Consider the following 1,898-nt stretch of genomic DNA (forward strand, 5'->3'; position numbering starts at 1 on the left):
CCAGGTCAACGAGGTCTGGCTGCGCGAGCCGTCCCTGCTGGCCGCCTACGCCCGGCACGTGGAGACGGGCGAGGCGCTGCCGGAGGGCACGCTGGAGCGGCTCGAGGCCGCGGACCTGTGGGGCGAGGGGTACCGCACGGTCGAGTACCTCGGGGCCACGCTGGTGGACTGGGCCTGGCACACCGTCACGGAGGCGACCGTCGAAGCGGCGACGGCGGACCCCGCCGCGTTCGAGCGGCACGCCCTGGAGGGGGCCGGGATCGACCCCGACCTGGTGCCCCCGCGCTACGGCACGGGGTACTTCAAGCACATCTTCGGCACCGACTACGCCGCCGGGTACTACTCCTACATCTGGGCGGAGGTGCTGGACGCGGACGCCGTGGAGTGGTTCCGCGAGAACGGCGGCATGACCCGGGAGAACGGGCGCCGGTTCGCCGCGGAGCTGCTCTCCCGCGGGAACACGCGCGACCTGCTGGAGTCCTACCGGGCGTTCCGCGGCCGGGACGCCGAGCTGGAGCCGCTGCTGCGCCGCCGGGGGCTGCTGGCGGACTGAGCGATCCGGACGGCGGGCTCAGGCCTGCCGTCCGGGCCGCGGCGCGGCCAGCACGGCGCGCAGGAACCCGCGCACGGTGCGGTCCCACTTCGCCGGGTCCACGTTCTGCTCGCGGGTGTGCCGGGCCTGGGTGAACCGGACGAACCGGACCAGCTCCGGGTTGCGCTCGGCCAGGGCCATGGACGGGCCGACGGGCACGTACTCGTCGTCCTCGGAGTGCAGGATCAGGGTGGGCACCCGCACGTGGTCGGCGCGCGTGACCCAGTCCAGCGCCTGCAGGTCCACGGGGGCCGCCAGGCCGGTGACGAACCGGCCGGCCCGGTTGGACAGCAGCCACTGCCCCAGCAGGCCCACGGCCTCGGGGATCCGGTTCAGGCGCGCCTGGTGGCGCAGCACGTCCATCCAGTCCACCACCGGGCCGGTGAGCACGATCCCCCGCACGCGGGCGGCCAGGTCGGAGCGGTCGGCGAACTGCAGGACGATGGCCCCGCCCATGGACCAGCCGAACAGCACGACGTCCCGGGCGCCGGAGTCCAGGGCCAGGCGGACCGCGGCCTCGACGTCCTCCCACTCCGTGGTGCCCAGCCCGTAGCGTGCGTCCCCGGCGTCGGGGGCGTCGCCGTCGTTGCGGTAGGACACCAGCAGGGAGGTCATTCCGAGCCGCTGCGCGGTGGGCACGGCCCGCAGGCCCTCGGTGCGCCGGGCGCCGCGGCCGTGGACCATCACGGCCCAGATCCCCTCGGCCGGGCGGGGCTCCTCGGAGGGGGCCGGGTCGATGCGCCACGCCGGGGCCACGCCGCCGGGCACCGGCACCTCCACGTCCGTGGCCTCCAGGCCGGCGTCGGCCGGCGTCGGGTAGACGTACCCGGTGAGCCGCCCGCGCACGGCGGTGCGCAGGTCGCCCGAGTAGACCTCCTCCACCACGCGCTGCACCGTGCCGTCCCGGGGGTCGTGCGAGCGGATCGCGCCGATGCGCGCCACGTGCTCCCCCTGGCCGAACGTCAGGGAGTACGTGCCCGGCACGGTCGTGTACTGGTCCGCGGGCAGGATCACCTCGGGCCCGTCCGGACCGTCGACGACGGCGAGCACCTCGGTGTCCTCGGCGTGGCTGCGCACCGGGGTCACCACGGCGCGGGCGAACACGCCCGCGAGCGCGGAGCTGGCCCCGGCCACCACGAACGCGGCGGAGGCGGCGACGGAGAGCACGGTGGGGGCCAGCCGGACGGCCGGGGCGGCGACGGCGGCGCTGCCGCGGGCCCCCTCGACGACGCGGCGGCGCACGGCCTCGGCCCACGGGTGGGCCGGGGCGGGCGGCGGCATGCCGGGCAGGCGGCGCAGCAGGGCG

At 76.6% G+C, this 1,898-nt stretch carries 2 protein-coding genes; one reads left to right on the top strand and one right to left on the bottom strand.

Going from position 1 to position 1,898, the window contains the following annotated elements; all coding sequences use genetic code 11:
• On the top strand, nt 1-553 hold a 553-nt coding region (locus Q4D18_RS11705; protein WP_303128617.1), incomplete at its 5' end, for a M3 family metallopeptidase.
• Between the two features lie 18 nt (nt 554-571).
• On the opposite strand, the gene Q4D18_RS11710 is transcribed toward Q4D18_RS11705, so the two are convergent.
• Complete coding sequence (locus Q4D18_RS11710; RefSeq protein ID WP_368389647.1) at nt 572-1,894, bottom strand: alpha/beta hydrolase family protein; 1,323 nt, start codon at nt 1,892-1,894, stop codon at nt 572-574.
• Between the last annotated feature and the right edge of the window lie 4 nt (nt 1,895-1,898).

The sequence above is a fragment of the Micrococcus sp. genome (assembly GCF_030523875.1).
GTDB lineage: Bacteria > Actinomycetota > Actinomycetes > Actinomycetales > Micrococcaceae > Micrococcus.